Here is a 25,074-nt window from a genome sequence, read left to right on the forward strand (position 1 = left end):
CGGTCAGCCGCCGGCGTCCGTCAGCACGACCCGGTAGGCGAGCAGTGACACGTGAGGCAGGGGCCGCCAGTCCCGCTCCGGGGTGCGCACGAAGCCCAGCCGCACGTAGAGCCGGTGGGCGGCCGCCATCCACTCGGCGCTGGACAGCGCCACCGCGGCATACCCCTCCTCCCCCGCACGCTGCAGGCAGGCGCGCACCAGCAGCTCCCCGACCCCACGCCCGCGCGCCTGCGGGTCCACGCCCAGGCTGCGGAACTCCCCCTCGTCGACGCCGGCGACCTCACGGTGCGACGACCCGGCCGGGCACCAGGTCACCGTGCCCACCAGCGTGTCGCCGTCCACCGCGACGAGCACCACGGAGTCGGCCGCGCGGCCGGGGGCGTCGCGCAGGTCCTCCAGGTAGGGGTCGCCCGGCTGCACCACCCCGTCGGCCAGGTAGGCGGTGACCACCAGCTCACCGGCCGCGGGCAGCTCCTCGGGGCGGGCGGGGCGCACGGTCACCGTCACGTCGGTCAGCGTAGGCCCCTACAGTCGAGGGGTGAGTGCCGGTGGGGTCGACGTCGTGGTCGTCGGTGGCGGGCAGGCCGGGCTGGCGACCGCCTTCTACCTGCGCCGGGCCGGCCTCGACTTCGTGGTGCTCGACGACCAGCCGGAGCCAGGGGGCGCGTGGCGGCACACCTGGCCCTCGCTGCGGCTGTTCTCCCCTGCTGCCTACTCCTCGCTGCCCGGGTGGCAGATGCCGCATACGGGCCCCGACAACCCCGACGCCGCGCATGTGGTCGGCTACCTGGCCCGCTACGAGCAGCGCTACCACCTGCCGGTGCACCGGCCGGTGCACGTCGAGGCGGTGTGCCGGACGGACGGCGGCTACCGGGTGGAGACCGACCACGGCACCTGGCAGGCCCCGGTGGTCGTGAGCGCCACGGGCAGCTGGTCGCAGCCGCACTGGCCCACCGTGCCGGGCCAGCGGGAGTTCCTCGGCCGGCAGACCCACAGCGCCCGCTACGCCGGACCGCAGCCGTATGCCGGGCGCCGGGTGGTGGTCGTGGGCGGCGCCAACAGCGGGGCCCAGGTCGCCGCGGACCTCAGCGGGACGGCCGAGGTCACCTGGTGCCTGCACGGCCCGCCGCGCTACCTGCCCGACGACGTCGACGGCCGCGCGCTCTTCGCCGCGGCCACCGCGCACGTCAAGGCCCTGGCCTCGGGCGGCGAGGGGACCGGCGGGGTGGCCTCGCTGGGCGACATCGTGGCCGTGCCCCCGGTGCGGGAGGCCCGGGAGGCCGGGCTGCTGTCCCCCCGTCCCATGTTCGCGCGGTTCACCCCGCACGGTGTGCTCTGGCCCGACGGCACCGAGCTCCAGGTCGACGACGTCATCTGGTGCACCGGCTTCCGGCCGGCGCTGCGCCACCTGCGACCCCTGGGCCTGCGCGGGCCGGACGGGCGCATCGCCACGCGCGGCCCGCTCGTGCCCGGCTCACCCGGGCTGTTCCTGGTCGGCTACGGCGACTGGACCGGCCCCGCGTCGGCCACCCTGATCGGTGTGGGCCGCACGGCGAAGTGGACCGTCGAGCGCATCCAGGAGCACCTGGGCGAGCCGGGCTCGCGGTGAGCGCCTTCACGTTCGCCACACGGCTGTGGGAGCACGCGGGCCAGGGAGCCTGGCACTTCGTCACCCTCCCGGACGACACGAGCGACGAGATCGCGGACCTCACGGCCGGGGTGTCACGCGGCTTCGGCTCGGTCCGCGTCCGGGTCACCGTGGGCGGCACGACCTGGCAGACCTCGCTCTTCCCGGACACGAAGGCAGGGGCCTACGTGCTGCCGGTCAAGAAGGCGGTCCGCGCCGCCGAGGGCCTGGCCGCCGGTGACCTGGTCGAGGTCACCCTGAGCATCGCCGAGCACTGACCCGCGAAGGGCCTGCAGGACTCAGCAGCCGGACGCCGGGAGAGCTCGCCCTCAACCAGCGGCTGGTCCTGGCACCGGATGACCTCGTCCGCGGCGCCCACCCCGTGGCAGGTGGCGAGGCCTGCCGGCGTTCCTCCGTTTCGGTCGGCCTGTAGCGCGCAGCCCCGAAGGCAGACACAGGTCTGCCGCCCGCTCGGGGTGAGCGGACGGCAGACCAGGGAGAGGGCTCAGACGTTGCGGATCGCGGAGATCTCGATCTCGAGGGTGATCTTGTCGGAGACCAGCACGCCGCCGGTCTCGAGCGCGGCGTTCCAGGTGATGCCGAAGTCGGAGCGCAGGACGGTGGTGCTGCCCTCGAAGCCGACGCGCTGCAGGCCGAACGGGTCGGTGGCACCTCCGGCGTACTCGAAGTCGATGGTGACGGGCTTGGTGGTGCCCTTGATCGTCAGGTCGCCCGTGACGCGCAGGGTCTCGGCGTCGACCGGCACGACCTCGGTGGAGGCGAAGGTGATGGTCGGGTAGGTCTCGGCCTCGAAGAAGTCGTTGGTGCGCAGGTGGCCGTCACGGTCGGTGTTGTTGGTGTCGATGCTGGCGACCTGGATGGTCACCGCGATGTCGGTGTCCGCGAGCTGCTCGCCGGCGGTGACACTGCCCTCGAACTCCTTGAAGGAGCCGCGGACCTTCGAGACCATCGCGTGCCGGGCGGTGAAGCCCATGCGGCTATGGGTCGGGTCGATGGTGTAGGTGCCGGCCAGGTCGGTGAGGGCGGTGCTCTGGGTCTGGGTGCTCATGGAGGTCTCCTTGCGGGGGGCGGGGCTCGGCCGGAGGCCAAGTTGTTGACGTGTCACCAACGTTAGGGGACGTTTAGGTGATGTGTCAACTAACTGGGTACACTGGTGCCATGCGCAGCGACACCTCCCCCTGGCTCGACGACCGGCAGCAGCGCGTCTGGCGACAGTGGCTGCAGTCCAACGCCCGGCTCACCGCCGCCCTCGCGCGCCAGCTCAGCCAGGACAGCGGCACGTCGCTGGCGGACTTCGAGGTGCTCGTGCACCTCAGCGAATCCCCGGAGGGCCGTGTGCGCATCGTGCAGCTGGCCGACACCCTGCAGTGGGAGCGCAGCCGGCTGTCCCACCACCTCACCCGCATGGAGAAGCGCGGGCTGGTGGAGCGGCAGGGGTGCACCGAGGACGGGCGCGGCGCGTATGCCGTGCTGACGGACGAGGGGCGTGTGCTGATCGAGCAGGTCGCCCCCGGTCACGCACGCACGGTGCGGGACCTCTTCTTCGGCGAGCTCACCGACGACGAGCTCGCCGCGCTCGACCGCTTCACCGCGGGGCTGCTGGCACGCCTGGACCAGCGGTGAGCTGACGCTCGGCGCGCTCGCGGATGCCCCGGAGCATCCGGTGCGACATCACGGCGCTGCCGACGGTGGCCAGGTGGGCCAGCGCCCTCGGCAGCAACAGCGGCACGACGTACCTCTCGCGCACGAGCAGCCTGGTGCGACCGGGACCGTCGGGGGTCAGCAGGAAGACCCACTGGAAGCCCAGCCCTGCGAGGAGCTCGTGGTGCCCGGCGACCAGCAGGCGACCGGGCACGACCCGCTGCACCTCCAGGGCGGCGCGGGGGTGCAGCCGCAGCCGGTCGCCTTCCTGGGTCTGCTGCCAGGCAGGGTCGAGGTGGTCGGCGTTGGTGACCCGGGCTCCGCCGAGGTTCTCCAGCCAGGCGTAGCTGTAGAAGCCGCCCTTGTCCTGGCCGAGCTGGGCGACCCACGGCCAGACCTGCTCCGGGGGCGCCGCGATGTCCACCGCCTGCGTGAGCGAGGCCGCCGGGCCGGGCACGAGCTCCTCGCCGGGCAGCGGGCGGGTGGCCTCGTCGCCGCGGGTGCCCCAGCGGCGCAGCCGGGTGCTGAGCAGGTATGCCGTGGCGCCGGAGGCCACGACGGCTCCGGTCACCGCTGCCAGGCCTGTCATGTCCCGAGTGTGTCATCGGCGGGGTCGGGCTCCCGGCGCAGCGTCTCGCGCGCCAGCAGCCAGGGGACGACGGCGACCAGGCTCACCGCACCGGTGGCCACGAAGGCCGGGCCGTAGCCCCAGACGTCGGCCACGACCCCGATGAGGATCGGGCCGACGATGGCACCGAGGTCCTGCGCCATCTGGAAGGCCGCCAGCACGCTGCCGCCACTGCGCTCGGTGCCGACGACGTCGGCCACGGTGGCCTGCTGGGCGGGGTTGACCAGACCGGCCCCGACACCGGAGACCAGGGAGAGCACGAGCAGCACGAGCAGGCTGGTGCTCAGGCCGATGACACCGAGGCCGCCTGCGGTGACGACCAGCCCGACGAGCACCAGCGGACGCCGGCCGACCTGGTCGGCGAGCCGTCCGGAGACCTGCAGCGCCCCGGCTGTGCCGACCGCCGCCACGGCCAGCGCCACCCCGGCCACCCAGGGGCCCTGGTGCACCGCGATGGCGAACTGCGGCAGCACTGCCACCCGCACCCCGAAGTTGGCCCAGCCGTTGGCGAAGCCGGAGGCCAGCGCCGCACGGTAGGCCGAGTCACCCAGTGCCACGCGCAGCGCCAGGGGCGGCGCCGTGGGCGCGGAAGGGTCCGGGCGCAGCGCCGCGCCGGACAGGCGCAGGGCCACCACCAGCGCGGCGACCACGAGCGCCACGGCATACACGACGAAAGGCAGGCGCAGGCCGAACTGCGCCAGCAGGCCGCCGAACACCGGCCCGAGCATGCCTCCGATGAGGAAGGCGCTGGCGTAGGCCGAGGACACCCGGCCCCGGATGGCCGGCGGCGCCAGCCGCACCAGCAGCGCCATCGCCGAGACCGTGAACATGGTCGACCCGATGCCGCCGAGCCCGCGCAGCACCAGCAGCTGCCCGTAGGACTGGGCGAAGGCCGTGGCCAGCGAGGAGGCGGCGACGACCAGCAGGCCGGTGAGGTAGACGGGGCGCTCACCCAACCGGGTGACCAGCGCACCGCCCACCGGCGCGAAGAGCAGCCGGAAGAACGCGAACGCCGAGACCACGGCCGAGGCCGCGGCCACCCCGACGTCGAAGCTGCGGGCGTAGGCCGGCAGCACCGGGGCGACCAGGCCGAAGCCGACCGCGATGACGAAGGCCGCGGCGACCAGGACCTTGATCTCACCGGGGATCGCGGGCCGTGGTCGCTGCACCGCAGCATGGTGGCACGCGGCCCTGACACCTCGGGACAATGGCCCCATGGACTCCCTGGACACCCCGCGCATGTACGGCGACCTGGCCCCCTGGTGGCCCCTGCTCTCGCCTCCGGAGGACTACGCGGAGGAGGCGGCCATGGTGGCGGGCCTGGTCCGGGCGGCCGCGCCGGGAGCCCGGACCCTGCTCGAGCTCGGCAGCGGTGGCGGGCACAACGCGGTGCACCTGCGCACCGCCTACGAGATGACGCTGGTCGACCTCTCCCCCGGCATGCTCGAGGTCTCCCGGCGGCTGAACCCCGGTGCCGAGCACGTCGAGGGCGACATGCGCACGGTGCGGCTGGGCCTGACCTTCGACGCCGTCCTCGTGCACGACGCGCTGGACTACCTGCTCACCGCGGAGGACGTCGCCGCGTTGCTGGCCACCGCGGTGGCGCACCTGCGCCCCGGTGGTGTGCTCGTGCTCGTGCCCGACCACGTGCGCGAGACCTTCGAGGAGGACACCGAGCACGGTGGCACCGACGCCGCGGACGGCTCCGGCATCCGCTACCTCGCGTGGACCTACGACCCCGACCCCGACGACGACTCGGTGGTGACGCAGTTCGCCTACCTCGTGCGCACGGCCGACGGGAGGGTCGCCTCGAGCGCGGAGACCCACCGGTGCGGGCTGTTCGGGCAGCAGCAGTGGCTCGGCTGGCTCACCGGGGCCGGCTTCGAGGCGAGCGCCCTGGTGGGGCAGACCGACGAGGACCGGCCGGGGCGCACGGTGTTCGTCGGCGTCCTGTCAGCCGGCGAGGCGGCTGACCAGGGCTGACCCCAGGGCGACACCGGAGAGGTACGCCCCCTCGACGCGCGGCCTGGCCGACCACCCGTCGCCGCACAGGCCGACGCCGTCGTCGTCGAGGTGGTGGGTGCGCTCCCGGGTGCCGGCGGGGTGGGCGAAGGTCCACCGGTGCAGGTGGGTCCAGGCCGGCGGGTGCGCGATCCCCATGACGCGCATGAGCGCCTGCGTCATCGGCTCCTCGGCAGCCTCCGGCGCCTGCAGGTGACGGCCGGCGAACGCTGCGCCGGAGTGCGCCACCAGCACCGCGGAGCCGTCACCGCGCCGGCTCCCGTCGTCGGCGACCCAGGTCAGGACGTCGTCGCCGTTGACGAAGGCCCCGTGCAGGTCCGGCGCCCAGTGCCGTCGCTCCCAGCCCGCGCTCAGCGCCAGCACCGGGGCGAACGGGTCGTCCAGCGCCTCCCGGGCGGCCTCCAGGGCCGGGTCCAGCAGCCGACGGGCCTGCGGGTCCGGCATCGCCAGGACGACGGCCGCGACCGGCCGGTCGTCGACGAGCAGCCGGGCCCCCGCGAGTCCCGGGCCTGCCGGGACGACCGAGCCGACCGTATGCCGTCGCACCTGCAGGCCACGGGCGAGGTCCTCGACCAGCGACCGCAGCCCCCCGGGTGCGGACCACCGGTCCGCCCCCTGCTTGGGCCCGGCCCAGCGGCCGTCCTCGACGACCTCGAAGGTGTCGGTCCACGGGCGGGCCAGCCCTCTCGTGGCCCAGTCCTCCACCACCGCGGCGAAGGCGTGGTCACCGACGGTGAAGTAGGACGCCCCGGTGTCGACGACCCGGCCCTGCACCGAGCGCGCCGCCATCCGCCCCCCGAGCCGGTGGCCCCGGTCGAGCAGCTCGACGTCGACGCCCGCGTCCGCCAGGGTGCGTGCGCACGCCACCCCGGAGATGCCACCACCGACCACCACCACCGGACCCATGCCACCCATCCTCGCAGCACCTCTTGCCTCGGGCCGGTCGGCGAGGCAGCATGACCAGGGCCGACAGGCCACAGAGAGGGCTGCCATGAACCTGAGCACCGTGCCCGAGGGCGCCGACGACGTCATGCTCGACCCCGACCGTCGCAACCCCGAGCTCTACACGAAGAAGGGCCGCCTGCGGTCGTCCGTGTACGAGGAGGAGATGGAGCGTCTACAGGAGCAGCTGGTGCTCCTGCAGTACTGGATCCAGACCCAGGGGCTGAAGGTCCTCGTGATCTTCGAGGGCCGGGGCTCGGCCGGCAAGGGCGGGGTGATCAAGCGCATCACGGAGCGCACCAGCCCCCGGACCGTGCGGGTGGTGGCGCTGCCCAAGCCCACGGAGCGGCAGAAGACCCAGTGGTACTTCCAGCGCTACGTCGAGCACCTGCCGGCCGCCGGCGAGATGGTGCTGTTCGACCGCAGCTGGTACAACCGCAGCAACGTCGAGTGGGTCATGGGCTACTGCACCCCGGAGGAGCACCAGGAGTTCCTGCGCAGCTGCCCCGAGGTCGAGCGGACCCTGGTGCGCTCCGGGATCGTCGTGCTGAAGTACTGGTTCTCCGTGTCCTACGAGGAGCAGCGGCGTCGCTTCGAGGCGCGCAACGCCGAGCCCCTGAAGCGCTGGAAGCTCTCGGACATGGACCTGGCCGAGCACGAGCTCTACGTGAAGTACTCCATGGCCAAGGACACGACGTTCCAGTACACCGACATCAAGCAGGCCCCGTGGTACGTCGTGCCCTCGGACGACAAGCGCGTCGCGCGTATCAACTGCATCAGCCACCTGCTGAGCCAGTTCGACTACGTCGACGTGGCCCCCGAGCCGGTCACCCTGCCGGTCATGCAGAAGGTGCCCTACGTGCGGCCGCCGATGCACGAGCAGACGTTCGTGCCGCAGCGCTTCTGAGCCAGGGTCAGCCCAGCGGTATGCCGAGTGCACGCACCGGCGCCAGCGCCTCCGGAAGGGCGCGGTAGTAGACCCAGGTGCCGCGGCGCTCGGACTCGACCAGGCCGGCCTCGCGCAGCTTGCGCAGGTGGTGGGACACGGTGGGCTGGGAGACGCCCAGGTCCTCGATCTCGCACACGCACGACTCCCGGCCGCTGGCGGCGATGCGGGAGTAGAGCCGCAGCCGCACCGGGTCGGCGAGCGCCTTCAGCAGGGAGGCGACCCGCTCCGCCTCCTCGGACGACAGCCCGGCGGCCGGGGTGCAGGTCTCGACGCCGGCAGGAGCTGGGATCGTGGACACAGGAATATATTGACAAATATCGATGTCTTATGCAACATCATTACATCGACGTTCATCGAAGCAAGGAGCCTTCCATGTCCCCCACCCTCCCCGTGGTCGTCATCGGTGCCGGCCCGGTCGGCCTGGCCGCAGCCGCCGAGCTGGTCCGACGCGACCAGGACGTGCTCGTGCTCGAGGCAGGGCCCACCCCCGCCGACGCCGTGCAGCGCTGGGGCCACGTCCGCCTCTTCTCCCCGTGGGAGCAGCTCGTCTCCCCGGCGGCCGCGGCCCTGCTGGCCCCCACCGGCTGGCAGCAGCCACCCTCGGGCACCTACCCCACCGGCGCCCAGTGGGCGCACGACTACCTCGCGCCGCTGGCTGCCGTGCTGGGCCGTCGGGTCCGCACGGGCCACCGGGTCGTCGGGGTCGCCCGGCAGGACCGTGACCTCCTGGTCGACTCCGGCCGGCCGGACCAGCCCTTCGCCGTGCACGTCGAGGGCCCCCGTGGCCTCGAGCGCATCCTCGCCCGGGCCGTGGTGGACGCCTCCGGCACGCTGGACCGACCCAACCCGCTCGGCTCCGAGGGCTACCCCGTGCCCGGGGAGCGCGAGCTCGCCGAGCACATCCGCTACGCGATGCCCGACCGGGGCACGGACCGGGCACGGTATGCCGGACGGGCCACCGCCGTCGTCGGGTCCGGCGCCTCCGCCCTGACCGCGCTGCTCGCGCTGACCCGCGAGCCCGTGCACACCGGGACCTCCCGTGTGGTGTGGGTGCTGCGCCGGCCGGGGGTCGCGAAGGCGCTCGGCGGCGGCGCTGCCGACGAGCTCGCCGCCCGGGGCGCCCTCGGACAGCACGTCCGGGCCGCCGTCGACGCCGGTCTGGTCGAGGTCGTCACCGGCTTCCGGACCGCCGCCGTCGAGCAGCAGCCGGACGGCCTGCGTCTGGTCGCCACGGACGGCCGGACGGTCGAGGGGATCGACGAGGTGGTGGCCACCACCGGCTTCCGCCCCGACCTGTCCTTCCTGTCCGAGGTGCGCCTCGACCTCGACGAGCGGCTGCAGTCACCACGCGGCCTGGCCGGCAGCATCGACCCCAACCTGCACTCGTGCGGCTCGGTCGCACCCCACGGCCACGACGTGCTGGAGATGCCGGAGGGGGGCCTCTACCTCGCCGGCCTCAAGTCCTACGGCCGGGCCCCGACCTTCCTGGCCCAGACCGGCTACGAGCAGGTGCGCTCCATCGCCGCGGCGCTGGCCGGCGACCTCGCGTCCGCGGCAGCGGTCGAGCTCACGCTGCCGGACACCGGGGTGTGCGGTGGCGCCGGCCTCTTCGACGACGCGGGGGCCGACGCAGGCGGGTGCTGCGGCGGACCCACCGTGCCGAGCAGCCCCGTGCCGGTCGGGATACTGGTGCCATGAGCCAGTCCGACACCGGTGCCGGCAGCCGGCCCACCGTCCTGTTCGTGTGCGTGCACAACGCCGGTCGCTCGCAGATGGCGGCCGCCTACCTGCAGCACCTCGCCGGCGACCGCGTGCGGGTGCTGTCGGCGGGGTCCGCCCCCGCCGACCAGGTGAACCCCGCCGCGGTGGCCGCCATGGCCGAGGAGGGCATCGACATCCACGGCGAGCAGCCGACGCTGCTGAGCGACGCGGCGGTGCGCGAGTCCGACGTCGTCGTCACGATGGGCTGCGGCGACGTCTGCCCGGTCTACCCCGGCAAGCGCTACGAGGACTGGCAGCTCGACGACCCGGCCGGTCAGGGCCTGGATGCGGTCCGACCCATCCGCGACGACATCCGCGGCCGTGTCGAGGCGCTCATCGGCCAGCTCACCTCGCCACCGTCGTAACCCCTCACCTCGCGGCTGCTCACCTACGCGTCGTCCTCGACGAGCTCGCCCTCCCACGCCTCCAGACCTTCGCGGACCGCGAAGGCCGCGATGACGAGCGCGGCGACCGGGTCCACCCACGCCGCTCCGGTCAGTGTGAAGAGCAGCAGACCGGCGAGGGTGGAGATGCTCAGCAGCACGCAGATCCGGGTCTGCGCGGCGTCGGCCAGGACCAGGTTGTCGCCCAGGCGCAGGCCCACCCGCCGCTTCAGGGCGGCCAGCACGGGCATCACCACCACGGAGGCCACCAGCAGGCCCACAGCCACGGCAGATCCTTCAGGGGCCTCGCCGGAGGTGAGGCTGCGCCCGGCCTCCACGGTGACGTAGACCGCCAGGAGGAAGAAGGTGCCGGCCACGAGCCGCAGCGCGAGCCGCTCCCGGCGCTCGTCGGTGTCCCCGTGGCGCAGCCGGGCGGCCAGGCGCAGGGCCACCAGCACGGCGGCGACCGACTCGATGCCGGAGTCGATGCCGAAGCCCACCACCGACACCAGACCGGCCATCAGCCCGACGGTGACGGCCACCCCGCCCTCGACGACGTTGTACGCGACGGTGAGCTGGGCCAGCCGGAGACCACGGCGGGTAAGCCGCTCGACCTCTGCCGGTGTCAGCTCGCCGGCGGTGTGCACCTGCACCTCGGCCCCTCTCGGACGTCGGCCCCATCACGGTCGGCGCCAGGCTACCCGGGGGAATAGGCCCGCGGAGCACGGCGTTCCTCGCCCCTCACCCCAGGAGGCGTCCGTGCCGGACTTCCCCACGCAGGTCGACAGGCTCGTCGAGCTCGGCTACCCACGGCTGGCCCGCCGCTCGGAGCAGCAGCTCCGCGCGCTGCTGGCCCCGCTGGCGCCGGTGGCCGACACCCTCGCGGCGCAGACGCACGGGGCCCTTCCCTTCGTCCTCGTCGTGACCCGCGCCCTCGTCGACCCCTACGAGAGCGTCCCGCTGCTGCGCCTGCCCGGCAGCGACCCGCCCGGCGTGGTCGACCGCCACCATGCGCCGGGCGACCTCGCGACCTACCACCCGCTGGAGATGCTGGCCGTCCCCCGCTCCCCGGCATACCTGCTGGTGGACCCCGACCGCGGGGAGGAGCTCCGCGGCGTCCCACCGGAGGAGGCGCTGCCGGTGGTCACCGCTCGCGGTCGCTCGCCCCTCACGATCGACGAGGGGATCGCCCTGGTGACCCAGGCACCGCACCTCCTGGAGAAGAACCACTGCTTCATGCTGTCCGGCTCGCGCCGCCGCGACCGGCGGGTGCCGGCACTGTGGATCAGCGGCCGGGCGCCCAAGCTGGGGTGGTGCTGGGACGGCAACCCGTACAGCTGGCTGGGGGTGGCCTCGGCGGCCGACCGGCTCGCCCCCGCCGGCTCCTGACCGGACCGGTCAGAGGGGCCCTACCCTGGAGGGGTGAGCGACATCCAGCAGGTCCCCATCCGTGACGAGGCCATCCGTCTCGGCCAGCTGCTCAAGCTGGCAGGCGTGGTGCCCGACGGGGCCATGGCGCGCATGGTCGTCGAGAACGGCGAGGTGACGGTCGACGGGAAGGTCGTCATGCGCCGCGGGACGCAGATCCGCCCCGGCATGGTCGTGACCTACCAGGGCGAGTCGCTCACCGTGCACCGCGAGGAGCCTGTCCGCTGAGCGTCGGCAGGGGCCGCTCTCAGCGCGGGGCGAGCAGGTCCTGGTACTCCTCGTGGTCGTCCAGGAAGGAGCGGACGAACGGACACGTCGGGATGACGGTCATCTTCTCGATGCGGATCTGGTCGAGCACGCCCTGCACGAGCTCACTCGCCACACCCTCCTCGCGGCGCTTCTCGTCGACCTCGGTGTGCACGAGCTCGACCGTGTTGCCCCGGGTGCTGTAGTCGACGTGGCCGACCACCTCCCCGTGGACCTGCGCCTCGAACCGGGACGCCGCTGCGTCGTGGACCACTGTCACGTCAGTCATGACCCCACCCTGTCAGAGACCGGCCGCCGTCTGCGGACGTAGACCTGCTTGCGCACCCGTGCCACCACCGTCCCGTCCTCGGCGACCACGTCGGTCTCGGACCACCGCAGCACCTGAGGCAGCCGGCGCTCACAGGCCCGCGCACTGGTCCTCCCGGTCTCCGGCGACGACGTTACCCCTCATGACACCCGCGTGAGAGGCCGATGAGAGCCCTCGCATCCGGGGCGGGCGCTCAGAGCCACCCCACCCGGGGGGCGAGCACGGCATACCCGACGAAGGCCACGACGTCGAGCAGCGCGTGCGCCACCACGAGCGGCATGACCCGCCGGGTCCGGGTGTAGACCCAGCCGAGGAACAGCCCCATCACGACGTTGCCGACGAAGCCACCGAAGCCCTGGTAGAGGTGGTACGTGCCCCGGACCAGCGCGGAGACGACCACGACCGACCAGGTCGACCACCCCGCCTGGGCCCAGCGGCGGAAGAGGTAGCCCACCATGAGCACCTCCTCGAGCACGGCGTTCTGCACGGCAGCCAGCACGAGCACGGGCACCGCCCACCAGACGTCGGCCAGGTTGGCCGCCGCCACGGACGTGTTGAGGTCGAGCGCCCGCGCCACGAGGTAGAGCCCCAGCCCCGGGATGCCGATCGCTGCGGCGAGCAGCGCCCCGCGCAGCAGGTCGGGGCCGGGGCGCGTCAGGTCCAGTCCCATGCCCCGGGCGGCGGCCCGGCCCCCGCCCACCTCCCGTCCGAGCAGGTGCAGGGCGAGCAGCACCGGCACCAGGGCGAGCCCGATGTCGGCGAGCTGGTAGGCCAGGTCGAGCCACGGCCGGTCGGGCGTCACCGAGGTGTTCATCGCCGTCGTCTGCGCCGACAGCGGCTCGGGTGCGGTGACCTTGCGGGTGATCGAGAGCATCGCCCACACCGCGGACGCGCCGAGGCTCACCCCGAGGACGAGCAGCGTCTCGGTGACCAGGCCGCGTCGGTCGAGCACCACCACAACGTATGCCGTGCGCCCTCAGCCCTGGGCACCCAGCCAGATCGCGAAGAGCGCGAACAGGCTGAGCGCAGCCGCGAGGGTCGGTGGCACCCACTCCGGGCCGTCGGGCCGGAAGGCGCGGTAGGAGGCGCCGAGCGTGATGGGCAGCAGCAGGACGATGAGGATGCTCGTGAGGTTGAACAGCGCGAGGTCCGCCTGGGCGAACCCGGCCACGGCCAGCGCGTAGATCGCCAGCGGCACCAGCGCGATCGGCCGCGTGGCCCAGTTCAGCGGGCCGCGCTCCCAGCTGCTGCGCCGGCGGAGCACCACCTCGGACGTCAGGTAGGCCACGGACATCACGAGTATCAGCACCCCGGGTAGCAGCTCCATGACCACGACCGTAACCATTGGCGCGACGAACGGCCGCGAAGCCTGGACAGCGAGGCGCCGCCGGTCGACACTGGCAGGGTCGGGCACGTGCCGTCCCGACATCCGAAGGGACCCACCGTGAGACACCACCCCCGTCGGCGCACCGTGCGCCTCTCGGCCCTTGCGTCGACGGCCGCGCTGGTCGTGCCGCTTGCGATGCTGCCCACCGCGGCCGCCCAGGACGGGGAGAGCGAGGACCCCACGCTCGCGGGCGAGACGCGGGGCTACATCGTGCAGCTGGAGGAGCCCTCGCTGGCGACCTACGACGGTGGGGTGCGCGGCATCCCCGGCACGCGCCCCGACGCGGGTGAGAAGCTCGACACCACCGCCGCGCCCGCCGAGCGCTACGAGTCCTACCTGGTCGCCGAGCAGGACGCGGTCCTGGAGTCGGTGGGGCTGTCCGAGGACGACGTCTCGCTGCGCTACTCCACGGTCTTCAACGGGTTCGCCGTCGAGCTGGACGGCGCCCAGGCCGCCGCGCTGCGCAAGGCGCCGGGAGTGCTGAACGTCTGGGAGGACGAGGTCCGCACCACCGATACCGTGAGCACGCCCGACTACCTCGGCATGACCGGGGCCGACGGCGTCTGGCAGACCCGCTTCGGGGGCCAGGACGACGCCGGGGCCGGCATGGTCGTCGGGGTCGTCGACTCGGGCATCTGGCCGGAGTCGCCGAGCTTCGCGGAGATGGACGGCGCGAGCGTGCCGGAGACCTGGCAGGGCGTCTGCCAGGCGGGCACCGAGGAGCCGGTGACCTGCAACAACAAGCTCATCGGCGCGCGCTACTACCCGCACCCCGACGTCCTGTCCTTCGAGTTCCTCTCGCCGCGTGACTACGACGGGCACGGCAGCCACACGGCCGGCACCGCGGCCGGCAACGCCGGGGTCGAGATGTCGGTCAACGACATCGACCTGGGGGTGGGCAGCGGCATGGCTCCGGCGGCGCACGTCGCGGCCTACAAGGCGATGTGGGCCAACGGCGAGGGCTCGGCGACGGGCTTCACGTCGGCCCTGGTCGCGGCCGTCGACGACGCCGTCGCCGACGGGGTCGACGTCATCAACTACTCGGTCTCCGGCAGCACCGCGTTCGTCGTCTCGCCCGACCAGATCGCCTTCCTCGACGCCGCGACGGCCGGGGTCTTCGTGGCGACCTCGGCCGGCAACACGGGCGACACCGTCGGCGCCGGCAGCGTGGCCCACAACTCGCCGTGGACGACCACCGTCGCCGCCAGCACGCACGACCGCAACGTCAACAAGACCTTGACGCTCGGGGACGACACCGTCCTCGACGGGGTCGGGGTCGGCCCAGGGGTGGGCCCCGCCGACCTGGTCTACGCCGGGGACATCCCCGCCCCGGGGGCCAGCGCCCGGCAGGCCCGGGAGTGCCACCTGGACATCAACCCCAGCGCCCCGGGTGACCAGCTCGCGATCGACGCCGGCGAGGCCGAGGGCAAGGTCGTGGTGTGCGACCGGGGGTCGACCGCCCGGACCGACAAGAGCGCGGCCGTGGCGCTGGCCGGGGGCGTGGGCATGGTGCACGCCAACGTGCTGCCGGTGGAGTCGCTCACCGCCGACTTCCACTCCGTGCCGACCATCCACGTCTCCAGCGCGGTCGGCGACGTCGTCCGCGACTACGTCGCCTCGGCCGACAGCCCCACGGCGGAGATCTCCGGGCCGCTGGGCGGCGCCGTCATCGCGCCCGAGATGGCCGGCTTCTCCTCCTACGGACCCGCCCTGGCCGGGGACGGTGACCTCCTCAAGCCCGACCTCACCGCACCGGGGGTGGACGTCGTCGCCGCGGTGTCCCCCGCCGACGGCGGGGAGCTGTTCAACAGCCTCTCCGGCACGTCCATGTCGACCCCGCACGTCGCCGGCCTGGCCGCGCTGATGCTGCAGGACAACCCGGGCTGGGGCCCCATGGCGGTCAAGTCGGCCATGATGACGACGGCCAGCACCGACAACAGCGCCGACGAGCCCATCCGCCGCGCGGGCGCCGAGGCGACGCCGCTCGACTACGGATCCGGCGAGGTCGCGCCCGGGCAGGCCTACGAGCCGGGGCTGGTCTACGACTCGTCACTGGCGGACTGGGAGGCCTACGCCTGCGCCCTGGGTCAGTACCAGCTGGTCGGCGGGCCCTGCCCGGACACCGCCACGGACCCCAGCGACCTCAACTACCCGAGCATCTCCGTCGGCGCCCTGACCGGCTCGCAGAGCGTCACCCGCACCGTGACCAACGTCGCTGACACCGAGCAGACCTACACCGCCACCGTGGAGGACCCGCCGGGCGTGGAGGTCAGGGTGGTCCCGGACGAGCTCACCCTCGCGCCGGGAGCCAGCGAGACGTTCACCGTGCACCTCGACGTCGTGGACGCCCCCCTGGACGCCTACACCTTCGGTGCGCTGACCTGGACCGCCGGTGACACCTCCGTGCGCAGCCCCGTCGCCGTCCGGCCGACGGGCGTGTCCGCCGAGGACGAGCTGCGGGTCGTCGGTGTCGACGGGGTGCTGCCCTACGAGGTCGTCCCCGGGTTCACCGGCACCCTGGAGACCGACGTCGACGGCCTGGTGGCCTCGACGGTCCAGTCACCCACCGTGTCCCCGCTACCGGACGACGGCGAGGTCCGCCTCGACGCCGTCGTCGCCCTGTCGGTGCCACCGGGCACCACGACGCTGCGCTTCGCGACCTTCGCCACCGAGGTCGAGGCTCAGGACGTCGACCTCTACCTCTTCGACCCCGACCTGGCCAACGTCGACCTCAGCGCCGATGAGGGCTCCGACGAGGAGCTCACCGTCCACGACCCTGCTCCCGGGACGTGGCGGGTCGGGATCGACCTCTTCTCCGGTGAGTCGGACGTGGCCGTGCCGGTCCACGGCTTCCGCCTGGCCGACACCGACGCCGGCAACCTGAACGTGACCCCGGGCAAGGCCGACGTCACCGTCGGAGCGCCCACCGAGCTCACCGCCCAGTGGTCCGGGCTGGCCTCCGAGCGCCGCTACCTCGGCGCGGTCAACTACTCTGCGGGCACGCAGGACCTCGGCCGCACGCTGGTGTCGGTCGACACCACCGCCCCGACCGTGGACCGCCTGGGCGGCAGCGACCGGTACGAGACCGCAGCCCTCATCGCCGCGGAGTACCCCGAGGGCGTCGACACGGTCTACGTGGCCAGCGGCACGAGCTTCGCCGACGCGCTGTCGGCCGCGGCACCCGCCGCAGCCGGCCGGGTGCCGAGCACGCTGCCGGCCGCCGACGGGTCGCCCGCGCCGGTGCTGCTGACCCGGCCGGCCTCCCTGCCGGCTGCGACCGTCGCGGCACTGGACGCCCTCGAGCCGAGCCGCATCGTGCTGCTGGGCGGTGAGCTGGCCGTCGGCGAGGGCGTCGAGACGGCCCTGGAGTCCTGGGGCGAGGTGGTGCGGGTCGGGGGCAGCAACCGCTACGGCACCTCGGCGCTGATGGCCCTGCTCTACCCCGCCGGCGTCGACCGGGTGTATGTAGCCAGCGGTGCCGACGCCTCCTTCGCCGACGCCCTCGCCGGCGGGGCGCTCGCCGGACACCTCGACGCCCCGGTGCTGCTCACCCGGCCGGACCGGGTCCTGGGCTCGACCCAGGCGGCGCTGACCTACCTGGATGCCGACGAGGTGGTCGTCATCGGCGGCGAGTCCGCGGTCAGCGAGGACGTCTTCACCGCGCTCGGCGCCGACGAGCGCCTATCCGGCGACAACCGCTACCTGACCGCCGTCGCGGTCTCCGAGCAGTTCCCGGCCGACGCGCCGGCGACCTACGTCGCCTCCGGGGCCGACTGGCCGGACGCCCTCTCGGGGTCCGCCCTCGCCGGCCACCGGGGAGGCCCGATGACGCTCACCCGGCCGCACGCCCTGCCTGCGGCGGTGCTGGCCGAGCTGGACCGGCTCTCACCCGGCGACGTCGCCGTCCTCGGCGGCCTGACCGCGGTGGGCCTGGGGGTCGAGACCCGGCTGAACCTCGGCTACCAGGACTGGGTCGACTGACAGACGCGGGGGTCGTGCGCTCAGGGCGCCGACTCGGCGAGCAGGGCGAACGAGACCAGCCAGTGCGTGGCCATGAAGCCACCGCGGGTGATCTGCGGCAGCACGGACGCGACCTGGCGCCGCGCGGCCTCCTCGAGCACCGCCGCGCGCTTGGGGGGCAGCGCCCGGCCGACCGCGCGCAGCTGCCAGGCACGGGAGAGCGCCAGGCCGTGCAGGTGCACGAGCTGCCCGTCGGTGCCGTCGTGGACGGTCGGCACATCGAGAAGCGTCCGGTGCCGGCCCTGGCCGAGGCCGGGGAGGAACCGCTCGAGCCAGACGCCGAGCTCGTCGAAGTCAAGCACCCGTGACATCAGCTCGGCCTCGCTCAGCGCCGGTGACAGGAAGTCCGTGCCGCTGGGCTCCCACCGGGTCGGGTAGTCCTCGTCGTCGCCGAACCACTCCGTGGCCCGCCGCTCCAGCGCCCGCACGACGTCGGGGCGGTCCAGGCGACGGTATGCCGTGAGCAGCAGCGAGAACGCGAAGGCGTCGTTCTGGTGCTTGCCGTGCCGCACCGGGTAGGCCTGGCGGGGCAGCCAGCCGAGCACGTGGTCGGCGACCACGTCGCACAGCGGCTCCACCGCCGCCCACCAGACGTCGGCACCCTCGAGGGTGCTGTGCCGCAGCAGGGCCCCGAGCTGTGCCGCCCACGCCCAGCCGTAGGGCCGCTCGAAGGCCGGCCTGGCCCGCAGGTAGGCCGCCTCCGTGGCGAGGTGACCCGGCGTCAGCCGCTCCTGCACGAGCACCCGCGACGGCTCGAGCCCGCCCGCCTGCGCCAGCTCCCCGGCATACGACTCCATGAGCGTGAGCAGGCTCCAGGTCATGTGCACACAGGAGTGCCAGTCGAGCGACCCGTGGAAGGCAGGGTGGAGACGCTGGGGCGTGATGTCGGTGTCCGCCGGCCCCGTCGCCAGGTGCCCGGAGGAGTAGGGGTAGGGCGTGCGGACGACCTCGCGCGCGATCGCGGCCCAGTCGGCGGCGTGCCGGCGGACCAGGGGTGAGGGGCTCATGCCCCCTTCCTACACTGGCCGCGTGACCCTGCCGACCGACTCCGACCACTACTACCTCGCGCTCGGCGAGCACCGCTACCGGCCCACGATCCACGTGCAGGGCGCGTGGTCGGACCGCGAGCAGCACATGGCGCCCGTCTCCGGGCTGCTCACCCACGCGATCGAGCGGCACGAGCCCCGCGACGACCTGCAGCTGGGCAGGATCACCTTCGACATCCTCGGGATGATCCCGGCGGAGGAGTCCACGGTGCGCACGCGCACGCTGCGCCCCGGGCGCACGATCGAGCTCATCGAGGCGACGCTCAGCGTCGGTGACCGCGACGTGGTGCGGGCGAGCGCCTGGCGGCTCAGCCGGCAGGACACCTCCGCGGTGGCGGCGACCGAGGACCCCCCGCTGCCGTCGCCCGAGGAGACGACGCCGTGGGAGGGCATGCGGATCTGGGCCGGCGGCTACATCGCCTCGGTGGAGTTCCGGGCTGCCGACGACGCCCGCGCGGGCCGGGGGCGGGCCTGGCTGCGCAGCCCCTACGGCCTCGTCGACGGCGAGGAGAGCACCGACCTGGCGCGCTACGTGGGCCTCGTCGACACGGCCAACGGCATCGGGGTCCGCCGGCCGCCGACGGAGTGGATGTTCCCGAACACCGACCTGACCATCCACCTGCACCGCGCTCCCCGCCTGCCGTGGGTGGGGATGGACGGCCGGGTCTCCTGGGGCGCGACCGGGCTCGGTGTCACCTCCACCGTGCTGCACGACAGCGAGGGGCCGGTGGGCTATGCCCACCAGGTCCTGACCGTCCGCCCCCAGCCCGGACGGTGAGCCTGCGGCAGACGCCGCAGGTCAACAACCGGGGGGCTACCTCGTTTCCGGCCGCTCGTCCTCAGCCGGGTCGATGGCCCGCGACCAGGGTCGCGGCGAGGTCGCGCAGGCGGGTGTTGGTGTCGCGGGCCTGACGGACCAGCAGCGAGAAGGCCTCGTCGGCCGACACCTGCTGCTGAGCCATGATCAGGCCCTTGGCCTGGCCGATGACGTCGCGGCTGTCGAGCGCGGTGCGCAGCTGGCTCTCGCGCTCGGCGCTGCCGACGCCGACGGAGGCGTGGACGGCCAGGATGAGCCCGACCCGTGCGGAGTCGGCCCCGAACGCGTGCGGTCGCATGGCGTAGGTGTTGATGGCGCCGATGCGGTCGTCCTCCTCGTCCAGCCGCGGCAGGCTGAGCTGCAGCGACAGCATGCTGCCGATGCCGAGGGCGCGGGCCCGGCGGGAGAACTCCGGCCACGTCCGGTCGGTCTCGGTGTCGTCCAGGCGGGCGATCTTGTCCTGCCAGGCGGCCTGGATGCACGGGCCCTCTCCGCACTGCACCTGAGCGGCGTCGGCGAGGTCCGGCAGCGAGCCGGCACTGGCCAGGGTGTCGATGCCGACCCCGCGCCTGGCGAGGGAGACACTCGCCTCCTCGACGCCGGGGATGAGGGCCACCGCGGCGTCGGCGACCACCCGGGCCGACGCCATGAGGTCGGCCGCCTCCGACAGCGCCTCGGCGACCTCGACCATGGCCATGGTCAGATCGGTCACGGCCAGGGTCGGCGCTTCGCTCCCCAGCTGGGTCTGCGTGTCCATACCAACAGTGTGACACCAGTGCGCAGCGGCCCTGTGGAACGGCCGCCCGGCTCGGGCCGTCCTAGACTCACCCGACGGAAGGTGTGCCATGCCCGCTGCACGACTGATCACCGCACTGGCCCTCGCGGCCGGCCTGATGCTGGGCGGGTGCGGGTCGGCCGAGCAGACCCCCGGCTCCGCCGTCGACGAGACGACGACACCGGCCGGCACCAGCGACAGCAGCGACAGCAGCGACAGCAGCGACAGCGAGGAGACCACGGTGACCACCCCGGGCGACGAGTCGCCGACGACCCTGCCGGTCGGACCCGAGGCCGGCAGTCTGCCCCTCGGCCCCGTGCCCGAGCAGGTGGTGGCCCGTCCTGCCGTCCAGGCAGCCATCGCCGACATGGCCGAACGCGCGGACGTCACGGTCGACGAGGTCACCGTGGCGGGCTACGCCGACGTGACCTGGCCCGACGGCGCCATCGGCTGCCCGCAACCCGGCATGATGTACACGCAGGCTCTCGTCCCGGGCCACCAGCTGGTGCTCCAGGTCGGCGACACCCTCGCGAGCTACCACGCCGCCGAGGGCAAGGACTTCGCCTACTGCGCCAGCCCGCAGCCCCCGCTCCCGGGGGACAGCGGCACCCGCTGACCCGAGCCGTCCGAGGCACCGGACCAGCACACGCCCTGACAGCACCGGGCCGGCGCAGGCCCAGAGCACCGGCCCGCCACAACCTCGACCGCACACACCGCGGCCACCTGCACCGCGACCGTCCGACACCCCGTTCGGTTTGCCGATGGGCCGACCACGGTCTACGTTGTGACTCAACACACAAATGTATGCGCATACATTTTGGTCGACGACGATCGGACGTGAAGCGATGGCGCCGGAGCCAGGCACCCGCAGCCCGCGGGCGACGGTCTACACCGTGGCCGAGCGGGCCGGCGTCTCGGTCGCCACGGTCTCCCGGGTGCTGCAGGAGCCGCACCGCGTCAAGGAGGCCACCCGCGCCCGGGTGCTGGTCGCGATCGACGAGCTGGACTACGTGCCGCACGGGGCAGCCCGCTCCCTCGCCTACCACCGCCACGAGGCCCACGGGCTCGTGCTGCCCGAGCTCAGCGGGCCCTACTACTCCGAGCTCCTCATGGGCTACGAGTCGGTGGCCGCCGCTGCCGGCTACAGCGTCGTGCTGCTCCTCAGCGAGGGCAAGGACGACGTCGGTGCCGCGCTGCGCCGGCTCGCCGGCAAGGTGGACGGCATCGTCATCATGGGGGCCGCCGACGTGCCCGAACGCACTCTCACGGCGCTGCGCGCGAGGGTGCCCGTCCTCGGGCTGACCCGCAACGACCGCGCAGACCTCGAGTCCTTCGCGACGGAGAACCGGTCCAGCGCCGAGGAGCTCACCCGCCACCTGCTCGACCACGGCCGCCGTCGCCTGGTCTTCGTCGGCAGCCCCGACCTCGCGATCGACGTCCGCGAACGCTACGAGGGCTTCGTCGCGGCGCACGACGGTCGCCCGGTCGCGCCTCCGCTGCCGGCCGACCTCCGGGAGACCGAGGGCGGCCGGGTCGCCGACCTCGTGCTCTCCGGCGAGGTCGAGGCCGATGCGCTCATGTGCGCCAACGACGAGCTCGCCCTGGCGGTCATGGACCGCCTCGTCGACCGCGGCCTCGACGTGCCCAGCGACATCGCCGTGGTCGGCTGGGACGACGTGATGACAGCACGCTACGTGCGTCCCGGGCTGACCACCGTCGCCCAGCCCGTGCGCGACCTGGGCGCCCGCGCAGCGGCCCGGATGCACGACCTCATCGTCGGCAGCACCGGCGACCCCGACCAGCACACCCTGCCCACCACCGTGGTGATCCGCCAGTCCTGCGGGTGTCCCCCAGCGGGCACGGAAGCGCAGCACACCGCAGCTGACACGAAGGAGTAAGGCATGAGAAGCACACGCATGATGTTGGCCCTGACCGCGGGGACCGCACTGGTCCTCACCGGTTGCGGCCGGGACGACGGAGGGTCCGGCACCGACGCGGCCCCCGAGACGGGCGAGGAGATCTCGACGGAGGACGTCGCCGGCGAGATCGACGTCTGGGCCATGGGCGCGGAGGGCGAGAAGCTCCCCGACCTCGCGGAGCAGTTCGAGGATGCCCACGACGGGGTCACGGTCAACGTGACCGCCATCCCGTGGGACTCCGCGCACGACAAGTTCACGACCTCCATCACCGCCGGCACCACTCCCGACGTCGCGATGGTGGGCACCACCTGGATGGGTGAGTTCGCCGGGCTCGACGCCCTCGACCCGGCACCCGGGTCGATCGACTCCTCGGCGTTCTTCGAGGGAGCCCAGGAGACCGCGGTGGTCGACGGCACGGCATACGGCGTGCCCTGGTATGTCGAGACGCGCCTGGTCTACTACCGCACGGACATCGCCGAGGAGGCCGGCTACACCGAGGTCCCGACCGACTGGGAGGGCTTCAGGCAGATGGCGGCCGACATGCAGGAGAAGGGAGGCGCCGAGTGGGGCATCAGCCTCCAGCCCGGCGGGGTCGGCTCCTGGCAGACGGTGCTCCCCCTGGCCTGGACCAACGGCGCCGAGATCGCCGGCGAGGACGCCTACCAGTTCGACACGCCCGAGGTCGCCGAGGCGGTGGAGTACTACCAGAGCTTCTTCACCGACGGCATCGCCAACCCCTCCCCGCCGGAGGGACAGACCGAGGCAGACTTCACCAGCGGTGACGTCCCCATGTTCATCTCCGGGCCGTGGATGCGCGGCATCGTCGAGGACATGGGCGGCGAGGGTTTCGCGGAGCAGTACGACGTCGCGCCGATCCCGGTGCCGGAGGGCGGCACGTCGTCCTCCTTCGTCGGCGGCTCCAACCTCGCGGTCTTCCAGCAGACCGACAACCGTGACACCGCCTGGGCGTTCGTCGAGTGGCTGACCGAGCCCGAGACCCAGGTCACCTGGTTCGAGGAGACCGCCAACCTCCCGTCCGTGCAGTCCGCGTGGGAGGACGACGCCCTCGCCTCCGACGAGAAGCTCACGGCCTTCGGCACCCAGCTCGAGACCGCTCAGGCCCCGCCGTCCTTCCCGACCTGGGAGGAGGTCGTGACCTCCTTCGACACCGAGATGGAGAAGGTGGCCAAGGCCGAGGCGGACCCGCAGGAGGCCCTCGACGCCGTGCAGGCGCAGGCCGAGTCCATCGGGACCGGACAGTAACCATGGCCTCCGCCACCACCACCCCCCGGCGTCGGTCCACCGACCGCCGCCGGGGGGAGACGGGCGACCCGGAGCAGAAGGGACGCGGGCTGCGCCGGGGTGGGAAGAGCCACACCGTCGGCCGCCGTCGGGAGGAGCGTGCCGCCTGGATCCTGGCGCTGCCCTTCCTGGTGCTCTTCCTGACCTTCACGGCCTGGCCGGTCATCCAGTCCACCTTCATGAGCCTGACCGACACGCAGGCGCGCGACCTGCGCACCCCCTTCGCGGTCGACTTCGTCGGGCTGGACAACTTCTCCCAGGCACTGGCCGACCCGATCTTCAGGCAGGCCGCCTTCAACACCGCATACTTCGTCCTGGTCGGGGTGCCGCTCACCCTGACGATGGCGCTGGCCGCGGCCCTCGCGCTCGACAAGGGGATCGGCAAGTTCCGCTCCTTCTTCCGCCTCGGCTTCTACACCCCGGTCGTCACCTCGATCGTCGCGGTCGCCGTCGTCTGGCGCTTCCTGCTGCACCCCGACGCGGGCCTGGTGAACACCGTCATCGGCTGGGTGGGCGTCGACGGCCCCAACTGGCTCGGGTCGACCACCTGGGCGATGCCCTCGCTGATCGCGATGGCCTCCTGGCGCAACTTCGGCACCGCCATGATCATCTTCCTGGCCGGGCTGCAGTCCGTGCCCTGGTCGCTGCACGAGGCGGCCGCCATCGACGGCGCCAACGCGGTGCAGCGCTTCCGGCACATCACGCTGCCGCTGCTCAAGCCCACCATCCTCTTCGTGTCGGTCACCACCGCCATCGGCTACCTGCAGTTCTTCGAGGAGCCCTTCGTGATGACCGACGGCGGCCCGCTCAACAGCACGATCTCGGCGTCGATGTACACGTTCCAGCAGTTCAGCTTCGGCAACTACGGGTATGCCGCCGCGCTGAGCTACCTGATCTTCGTCGTGATCGTCATCGTGACCGCGATCCAGTTCCGCGTGCTGAGGGAGAGGGACTGATGAGCTTCACCCAGCAGGAGCCCACCGTCCGCAGCCGCTGGTGGCTGTACGGGCTGCTCACCGCGGCCCTGGCTGCCGTCATGGCGCCGTTCATCTGGATGGTGCTGGGCAGCTTCAAGAGCAACGCCGAGCTGCGCCAGGCACCGCCCACCTGGTGGCCGGAGGAGGCGTCGTTCAACAACTACATCGAGCTCTTCAGCCGGCTCAACTTCGGACAGTTCTTCTTCAACTCCACCGCCGTGGCCGTGGTGGTGACGGCCGGCAACCTCATCTTCTGCTCCATGGTCGGCTACGCCCTCGCGATGCTGGACTTCCGCGGCAAGAACGTGCTCTTCGCGCTGATCATGGGCACGCTCATGATCCCCGGCGTGGTCACCTTCGTGCCGTTGTTCGTGCTCGTCGCCAACGCCGGGCTGGTCAACACGCTGCCCGGGCTCATGCTGCCGTTCCTGGTCGCCCCGTTCGGGGTCTTCCTGATGCGGCAGTTCATGATCGGCCTGCCGAAGGACCTGCTCGACGCCGCGCGGGTGGACGGCGCCGGCGAGCTCCGCATCTTCTTCCGGGTGTTCCTGCCGCTGTGCGGGCCCGCCCTGGCCACCCTCGGCATCCTCACCTTCCTCGGCAGCTGGAACAACTTCCTGTGGCCCCTGGTGGTGGCCCAGACCGAGGACACCTACACCCTGCCGGTGGCGCTCGCGCTCTACTCCACCGGGCAGAACGCCACCCAGTACGGCCTGCTCCTGGCGGGCGCCACAACCGTGGTGCTGCCGGTGCTGCTCGTCTTCATGGTCTTCCAGCGCCGCTTCATCCAGGGCATCGCAACGACCGGCATGAAGTGACATCCGCCTGAAGTGACATCACACGACAAGGACATCT

General features: G+C 72.9%; 28 protein-coding genes. 16 read left to right on the forward strand and 12 right to left on the reverse strand.

The window, feature by feature from the left end:
• Positions 1–3: 3 nt before the first annotated feature.
• Positions 4–507, reverse strand: a complete 504-nt coding sequence (locus tag LVO85_RS03690; protein ID WP_232746034.1) for a GNAT family N-acetyltransferase — start codon at positions 505–507, stop codon at positions 4–6.
• Positions 508–538: 31 nt separating this feature from the next.
• Here LVO85_RS03690 and LVO85_RS03695 point away from each other — a divergent pair, with 31 nt between their 5' ends.
• Positions 539–1,609 (forward strand): ArsO family NAD(P)H-dependent flavin-containing monooxygenase, encoded by a 1,071-nt coding sequence (locus tag LVO85_RS03695; RefSeq protein WP_232746035.1) that lies wholly within the window; start codon positions 539–541, stop codon positions 1,607–1,609.
• Positions 1,606–1,905, forward strand: coding sequence for a DUF1905 domain-containing protein (locus tag LVO85_RS03700; protein WP_232746036.1), 300 nt, complete (start codon positions 1,606–1,608; stop codon positions 1,903–1,905). The genes LVO85_RS03695 and LVO85_RS03700 overlap by 4 nt, the downstream gene beginning before the upstream one ends.
• A gap of 227 nt (positions 1,906–2,132) precedes the next feature.
• Here LVO85_RS03700 and LVO85_RS03705 read toward each other — a convergent pair whose 3' ends face one another.
• The gene (locus LVO85_RS03705; RefSeq protein WP_232746037.1) at positions 2,133–2,696 is read right to left on the reverse strand and encodes a YceI family protein; all 564 of its coding nucleotides are present in this window, start codon (positions 2,694–2,696) and stop codon (positions 2,133–2,135) included.
• A 110-nt stretch (positions 2,697–2,806) separates the two neighbouring features.
• On the opposite strand from LVO85_RS03705, the gene LVO85_RS03710 reads away from it, so the two are divergent.
• Positions 2,807–3,271: a MarR family winged helix-turn-helix transcriptional regulator gene (locus tag LVO85_RS03710; protein WP_232746038.1), complete on the forward strand. Its 465-nt coding sequence runs from the start codon at positions 2,807–2,809 to the stop codon at positions 3,269–3,271.
• On the opposite strand, the gene LVO85_RS03715 is transcribed toward LVO85_RS03710, so the two are convergent.
• Together LVO85_RS03715 and LVO85_RS03720 are read right to left on the reverse strand one after the other, a co-directional pair.
• Complete coding sequence (locus LVO85_RS03715; protein ID WP_232746039.1) at positions 3,234–3,878, reverse strand: SRPBCC family protein; 645 nt, start codon at positions 3,876–3,878, stop codon at positions 3,234–3,236. The genes LVO85_RS03710 and LVO85_RS03715 overlap by 38 nt on opposite strands.
• Positions 3,875–5,134 (reverse strand): MFS transporter, encoded by a 1,260-nt coding sequence (locus tag LVO85_RS03720; protein WP_232746190.1) that lies wholly within the window; start codon positions 5,132–5,134, stop codon positions 3,875–3,877. Before LVO85_RS03720 ends, LVO85_RS03715 begins: the two co-directional genes overlap by 4 nt.
• On the opposite strand from LVO85_RS03720, the gene LVO85_RS03725 reads away from it, so the two are divergent.
• Entirely contained in the window at positions 5,133–5,900 is a 768-nt protein-coding gene (locus LVO85_RS03725) for a class I SAM-dependent methyltransferase (RefSeq protein ID WP_232746040.1), read from the forward strand. The two genes, LVO85_RS03720 and LVO85_RS03725, sit on opposite strands and share 2 nt — an antisense overlap.
• On the opposite strand, the gene LVO85_RS03730 is transcribed toward LVO85_RS03725, so the two are convergent.
• Complete coding sequence (locus tag LVO85_RS03730; protein ID WP_232746041.1) at positions 5,871–6,854, reverse strand: NAD(P)/FAD-dependent oxidoreductase; 984 nt, start codon at positions 6,852–6,854, stop codon at positions 5,871–5,873. The genes LVO85_RS03725 and LVO85_RS03730 overlap by 30 nt on opposite strands.
• Positions 6,855–6,930: 76 nt before the next feature.
• Here LVO85_RS03730 and ppk2 point away from each other — a divergent pair, with 76 nt between their 5' ends.
• A complete protein-coding gene (gene ppk2, locus LVO85_RS03735; protein ID WP_232746042.1) occupies positions 6,931–7,788 on the forward strand; it encodes a polyphosphate kinase 2 in 858 nt (285 codons plus the stop codon).
• Between the two features lie 7 nt (positions 7,789–7,795).
• On the opposite strand, the gene LVO85_RS03740 is transcribed toward ppk2, so the two are convergent.
• Complete coding sequence (locus LVO85_RS03740) at positions 7,796–8,128, reverse strand: ArsR/SmtB family transcription factor (RefSeq protein ID WP_332875405.1); 333 nt, start codon at positions 8,126–8,128, stop codon at positions 7,796–7,798.
• A 74-nt stretch (positions 8,129–8,202) separates the two neighbouring features.
• On the opposite strand from LVO85_RS03740, the gene LVO85_RS03745 reads away from it, so the two are divergent.
• The gene (locus LVO85_RS03745) at positions 8,203–9,528 is read left to right on the forward strand and encodes an FAD-dependent oxidoreductase (protein ID WP_232746043.1); all 1,326 of its coding nucleotides are present in this window, start codon (positions 8,203–8,205) and stop codon (positions 9,526–9,528) included.
• On the forward strand, positions 9,525–9,956 hold the full coding sequence (locus LVO85_RS03750; protein WP_232746044.1) for an arsenate reductase ArsC: 432 nt from the start codon (positions 9,525–9,527) through the stop codon (positions 9,954–9,956). Before LVO85_RS03745 ends, LVO85_RS03750 begins: the two co-directional genes overlap by 4 nt.
• Before the next feature lie 23 nt (positions 9,957–9,979).
• On the opposite strand, the gene LVO85_RS03755 is transcribed toward LVO85_RS03750, so the two are convergent.
• A complete protein-coding gene (locus LVO85_RS03755) occupies positions 9,980–10,627 on the reverse strand; it encodes a cation diffusion facilitator family transporter (RefSeq protein ID WP_232746045.1) in 648 nt (215 codons plus the stop codon).
• 106 nt (positions 10,628–10,733) lie between these two features.
• Here LVO85_RS03755 and LVO85_RS03760 point away from each other — a divergent pair, with 106 nt between their 5' ends.
• Together LVO85_RS03760 and LVO85_RS03765 are read left to right on the forward strand one after the other, a co-directional pair.
• A complete protein-coding gene (locus tag LVO85_RS03760) occupies positions 10,734–11,363 on the forward strand; it encodes a DUF5701 family protein (protein ID WP_232746046.1) in 630 nt (209 codons plus the stop codon).
• Positions 11,364–11,396: 33 nt separating this feature from the next.
• Positions 11,397–11,630 carry an RNA-binding S4 domain-containing protein gene (locus LVO85_RS03765; protein WP_232746047.1) on the forward strand — a complete coding sequence of 78 codons (234 nt, stop codon included), beginning with the start codon at positions 11,397–11,399 and terminating at the stop codon, positions 11,628–11,630.
• A 19-nt stretch (positions 11,631–11,649) separates the two neighbouring features.
• Here LVO85_RS03765 and LVO85_RS03770 read toward each other — a convergent pair whose 3' ends face one another.
• The 3 genes from LVO85_RS03770 to LVO85_RS03780 form a co-directional block, all read right to left on the reverse strand.
• Entirely contained in the window at positions 11,650–11,937 is a 288-nt protein-coding gene (locus tag LVO85_RS03770) for a GNAT family N-acetyltransferase (protein WP_232746048.1), read from the reverse strand.
• A 232-nt stretch (positions 11,938–12,169) separates the two neighbouring features.
• Positions 12,170–12,928: a CPBP family intramembrane glutamic endopeptidase gene (locus LVO85_RS03775; protein ID WP_232746049.1), complete on the reverse strand. Its 759-nt coding sequence runs from the start codon at positions 12,926–12,928 to the stop codon at positions 12,170–12,172.
• Positions 12,929–12,952: 24 nt separating this feature from the next.
• Positions 12,953–13,303, reverse strand: a complete 351-nt coding sequence (locus LVO85_RS03780) for a hypothetical protein (RefSeq protein ID WP_232746050.1) — start codon at positions 13,301–13,303, stop codon at positions 12,953–12,955.
• A gap of 117 nt (positions 13,304–13,420) precedes the next feature.
• Between LVO85_RS03780 and LVO85_RS03785 the strand changes: the two genes are divergently transcribed.
• Entirely contained in the window at positions 13,421–17,344 is a 3,924-nt protein-coding gene (locus tag LVO85_RS03785; protein WP_232746051.1) for a cell wall-binding repeat-containing protein, read from the forward strand.
• 20 nt (positions 17,345–17,364) lie between these two features.
• On the opposite strand, the gene LVO85_RS03790 is transcribed toward LVO85_RS03785, so the two are convergent.
• Positions 17,365–18,390: a DUF2891 family protein gene (locus LVO85_RS03790; RefSeq protein WP_232746052.1), complete on the reverse strand. Its 1,026-nt coding sequence runs from the start codon at positions 18,388–18,390 to the stop codon at positions 17,365–17,367.
• On the opposite strand from LVO85_RS03790, the gene LVO85_RS03795 reads away from it, so the two are divergent.
• On the forward strand, positions 18,389–19,207 hold the full coding sequence (locus LVO85_RS03795) for a thioesterase family protein (protein ID WP_408637666.1): 819 nt from the start codon (positions 18,389–18,391) through the stop codon (positions 19,205–19,207). The two genes, LVO85_RS03790 and LVO85_RS03795, sit on opposite strands and share 2 nt — an antisense overlap.
• 61 nt (positions 19,208–19,268) lie before the next feature.
• Here the strand turns inward: LVO85_RS03795 and LVO85_RS03800 are convergent, their stop codons facing one another.
• Positions 19,269–20,003: a GAF and ANTAR domain-containing protein gene (locus LVO85_RS03800; RefSeq protein WP_232746054.1), complete on the reverse strand. Its 735-nt coding sequence runs from the start codon at positions 20,001–20,003 to the stop codon at positions 19,269–19,271.
• Between the two features lie 88 nt (positions 20,004–20,091).
• On the opposite strand from LVO85_RS03800, the gene LVO85_RS03805 reads away from it, so the two are divergent.
• The 5 genes from LVO85_RS03805 to LVO85_RS03825 all read left to right on the forward strand — a co-directional run bounded on the left by LVO85_RS03805 (position 20,092) and on the right by LVO85_RS03825 (position 25,037).
• Entirely contained in the window at positions 20,092–20,637 is a 546-nt protein-coding gene (locus tag LVO85_RS03805; RefSeq protein ID WP_232746055.1) for a hypothetical protein, read from the forward strand.
• 229 nt (positions 20,638–20,866) lie between these two features.
• Positions 20,867–21,919, forward strand: a complete 1,053-nt coding sequence (locus LVO85_RS03810; RefSeq protein WP_232746056.1) for a LacI family DNA-binding transcriptional regulator — start codon at positions 20,867–20,869, stop codon at positions 21,917–21,919.
• 3 nt (positions 21,920–21,922) lie between these two features.
• Positions 21,923–23,203, forward strand: a complete 1,281-nt coding sequence (locus tag LVO85_RS03815; protein WP_232746057.1) for a sugar ABC transporter substrate-binding protein — start codon at positions 21,923–21,925, stop codon at positions 23,201–23,203.
• Between the two features lie 2 nt (positions 23,204–23,205).
• Entirely contained in the window at positions 23,206–24,198 is a 993-nt protein-coding gene (locus tag LVO85_RS03820; protein WP_232746058.1) for a carbohydrate ABC transporter permease, read from the forward strand.
• Positions 24,198–25,037 (forward strand): carbohydrate ABC transporter permease, encoded by an 840-nt coding sequence (locus tag LVO85_RS03825; protein WP_232746059.1) that lies wholly within the window; start codon positions 24,198–24,200, stop codon positions 25,035–25,037. The genes LVO85_RS03820 and LVO85_RS03825 overlap by 1 nt, the downstream gene beginning before the upstream one ends.
• The last annotated feature ends 37 nt before the right edge of the window (positions 25,038–25,074 follow it).

The organism is Ornithinimicrobium sediminis (assembly GCF_021272345.1).
GTDB classification, from domain to species: Bacteria; Actinomycetota; Actinomycetes; order Actinomycetales; family Dermatophilaceae; genus Ornithinicoccus; species Ornithinicoccus sediminis_B.